A 4,034-nucleotide genomic window follows, 5' to 3' on the forward strand; every position below is an offset into this window, starting at 1 on the left:
TTACTCCCATCGCTCCCGATACTCCCGTCGACAACAAAGGGGAATGGACCAAAACGCTGACCGGTCTGACGGCCACCGCTCACAACATCAAGGTCAAGGCGTCGTATGGCACTCAACCAGAATCGGCGGTTCGTGCCTTTACCGTGGCGGTGTCTTCGACCCCACGAATCGTTTCTGTCACGGATGCCAAAGGTAGCATTGGCAACAATGGCACCACATACGAAAACGAAGTCACCGTAACAGTCAGTGCAGACAGCAATCAGCGTGTGCAGCTTTACAACGGTGCAGCTCCCATCGGTTCGCCGATAACACTGGGCAGTAATGGCAGCGCCAGCACTCGACTTTCCAGCCTCAGTCAGAGCACTTATGTCCTAAAAGCCAAAGCACTTTATGGAAATCAGCTTGAGTCACCCGTCCACTCATTTACAGTCAGGGCCCATCTCACCACCACACTCACCTCCGTCCGGCATTCAGGCGGGGAACTGGGTAATGGCGGCAAAACCACAGACACTTCGGTAACCGTGACCGGGGCGGCAACGCCGTTGTACAGCGTGCAGATTTTTCTCAATAACGTGGGGGGGCAAACCGTATCTGTCAACGGGAGCGGTGTCTGGTCACTTACCCTCGGCATTCATCTGGGCTCGAACACGGTTTACGCAAGGTCAGTTGTCAACAATCAACAGACCGTGTCACGCAGCTTTACCAGAGAGAGCCCGTTAGCACCATTGCACTTCAACGAAAGCCCGGTCACGTTGGGTGGCAAGACCTACATCATTCCGGGCAACCCCAATGTTCTTCCCGAGTTCAATTCGGGTAACTCGGTGCAACATCGAGCCTCCGGTGGCCGCCCAGGTTACACCTATACCTCCAGCAATCCGCGTGTAGCGGAAGTTGACAGTTCCTCAGGGCTTGTCACCGTGCGTGGCCGGGGAACAACCACCATCACAGCCAGAGATGCAGCCAACCAATCCAAGAGTTACAACGTGACGGTGACGAACGTGATCCAATGTTTCGGTTTCGGGAATGCAACCTGGACGCAGGCCAACTCAAGCGTCGCGGCAGCAGGTGCACGGATCCCGAGCCTGGCGGAACTGCACGAAATGCATCTGGCTTACGGAGCACGTTGGCCAATGAGTACCCACCATTACTGGTCAACGGATCACAGCAATTTCTGGTTTCCATTTCCGGCTAAAAAAGCCAAATATATTACTTCGGGCGCGGTGGTAGATATCAGGACGTCAGGGCATTATTCCGATGTTGTAGGGATTCGATGACTACCTGGTGATCAGCGAACAATCGAAAACGGTCCTCGCGGCCGTTTTCGTTATGACCAGCGCCTGAGCAAAACCGCCTGACCAGAAGTACACGTATGCGACCGTCGGTCGAAAAACCTCTCCCACCTGTCACATCTGACAGTAGCCAAATCCCCCCTTTACTCGCTCAATCACTCCACCGTCCATATCTTTCGGCAGGAGTTCCCGCCATGCTCGTCCAACCCAAAAAAGCCATTGGCACACTCGCCCTGCTCGCCCCAGACATCCCCGGCGCCAAGCTGCTGCCGAGCGGAGAGTGGGCCATCAACCGCGCCGCCGCGCTGCTCAACTTCCCCACTCTGGGCATGAAAGTGCAGATCCCGGTCTGGTCAAACAAAAGTCTGCTCGACAAGGTTGAGCTGTTGATTAACGACAAGATGGTCGATCGTCTAACCATAACCCAGCCCGCCGAACTGACCCAGCGTGCCACCCTGTTCGTCCCACCGGGCATTTTTCAAAGCGGCTCTTGGGATCTGGCCTATCGGGTGACGCGCTACAACCAGGCGCCAGAGCCTTTTACGCCACCGCTCAAACTCAAGGTCAAACTGGAAATCCCCGCCGGCCAGGACACCGATCCCGGGCAGGGGCACTCCAACCTGCACGTAGCGTTCAGGCCGGCGGAAATTGTCCAGGACGGTGTCGACAAGGACACCGCCGAAAACGGTGTGGACGTTCTGGTCGTGGCCAAACCCGGCAGCCGCTCCAGTCTGCCGTACCCCGACATCGCCGTCGGCGACGTGAGCTGGGTGAGCTGGGGCGGCAAATTGGAGCCGTCGGATCCGGTCATCCAGGAGCAGATCGACGACCCGGTGAAGAACCCTATCATCATCCACATCAGCAAAGACATCATCCTTGACAAGGGTGACTCCGGAAGCGAGGGGCTCGCGGTGGCATCCTTCGTCAGGGACTTTGCAGACAACGAATCCGAGGACTGGAGCAAGGCAACGCGCATCGTCGTCGACACCGGCAACTCGCGGCTGGATGCGCCGATTCTTGAGCAGGCCGATGGGAACGAACTCGATCTCGACCAGTTGGGTAAAGAGCAATTGTTGCTCCAGGTCTTTGCAGCATCGCCTGACGACTTCAACCAGAACGACACCATCATCATGCGCTTGCAGGGCACCACCCTCGACGGCGAAACCGTCCAGGTCGATGCCCGCAAGACCATCGACAAAAAACCACCGCTGGTGGTCCCGGTACCGATGGACAACGACGGTGCCCGGGCACTGGCAAAAACCCAGGGGGTGTTTTTCTTCGACCTGGAACGTGGCGACAGCATCATTCAGCGCTCCAGAGGCCGTTTCATCAATATCATCGGCGAGCCCACACGCTTGGCAGCCCCCATCGTCGAAAGTGAGGTGGGAGGAGCGCTGAATCCAGACTTGCCGAACGTGATCGTCCGCATCCCCTACGATCCGCTGATCACCCCGGACAACGCCATTGAAATTCACTGGAGCATTACCCTTCCGGATGACACCGTTTTCGAGCCCGAACTGGACTGGGTCTTTCCGACCCCACCGGAGGCCGAAGACCTCGAAGGTTTCATCGTCCTGGTGCCAGGCCCCGAGCACCTGAAACCCGGCGAAGGCGGCACCCTGGTGGTGTGGTACGAGGTGCTCAGCGAAGACGAGAACGGCGAGATCGTTCGCAGGCCTTCCCCGCCAGCCTCGCCGTTGAATATCGGCGAGCCGAAGTTTGAGCTGGTTCGGGCCATCCTGCTCGGTGAAAACGACGGTATGTTTGAACCCAAGGATCTGCCCAACGGCATCAGCGAAGTCACCTGCCCCGACCCGGTCAATAACCCGACCCTGCCCAAGGATGTGGTGCACTGGCGACTGTATGATGCCCAAGATGTGCTGCTGTTTACGGACAGCAAAACCCTCAACTCACTGAGTGCCGGCAAAGCCGTGAAATTTCTGCTCGATGCGGAGTTTGTACGGCAGTATTTTGAGGCCCATCGCGATGAACAGTTGAGTATCCGCTATCACATCGTTCGGGATGCGACGGGCAAGACCAGTCATTCGAATCCGTTGAAGTTTGTCGTAGGGACGGCGGCGGATGACAAACCGGAAATCACTTCGGTCATGGGCTCGCAGAGCAATGAGGAAATCCTCAACGGCGGCGTTACTATCGAAACCAGCGTGACCATGACCGGCACCGCCGCCAAGGGCCAGGACGTGAAAATTCTGGATGGCAACACCGATAAAGGCGACGCAACCGCAGACCCGGTCACCGGGATCTGGAGCAAAACGGTCTCCGGGCTGAGCGAAACACTGCACAGCTTCACGGCCAAGGCGGGGTATGGGTCGGGGCAGGTCTCGGATGAGCGGAATTTCACCGTGACGCCTGTGGTCGTACCGACCATCGACAAGATTCTGGACGACAAGGGCAAGGAAATCCTGCAAGGCGAAACAACCGTCAGCCCCACCGTGACGGTGAGCGGCAAGGCAAGCAAAGGGCAGAGTGTGGAGATCTGGGAGGGAAGCGGAACCACCGCCGTGGTCTTGGGTAGGGCGATTGCGGACGTGATAACCGGCATCTGGGAAGAAACGTTCCCGCTGGCATTGGGCCCTCGCCGTTTGGTTGCGAAACGCTTGTACACGGGCGCTCCTCTCTGGAGCAATGATTGGTTGTTAACGGTAGTCGTTGCCGATCCACCGACCCTCACCTCGGTCAAGGGCTCGCCAAGCAATGTGGAAATCCCCGAAGGTCAAACCACCG

The 4,034-nt window shown here is 57.6% G+C and carries 2 protein-coding genes; both read left to right on the forward strand.

Annotated features, from left to right (window positions below; genetic code table 11):
- The coding region (locus tag BMZ46_RS28865) for an Ig-like domain-containing protein (protein WP_175493527.1) at window positions 1–1,274 on the forward strand (1,274 nt) is incomplete at its 5' end.
- 209 nt (window positions 1,275–1,483) lie between these two features.
- A partial coding sequence (locus BMZ46_RS29445) for an Ig-like domain-containing protein (RefSeq protein WP_175493528.1) occupies window positions 1,484–4,034 on the forward strand: 2,551 nt, incomplete at its 3' end.

It is taken from the genome of Pseudomonas sp. NFIX49, assembly GCF_900115915.1.
Taxonomy (GTDB): domain Bacteria; phylum Pseudomonadota; class Gammaproteobacteria; order Pseudomonadales; family Pseudomonadaceae; genus Aquipseudomonas; species Aquipseudomonas pharyngis.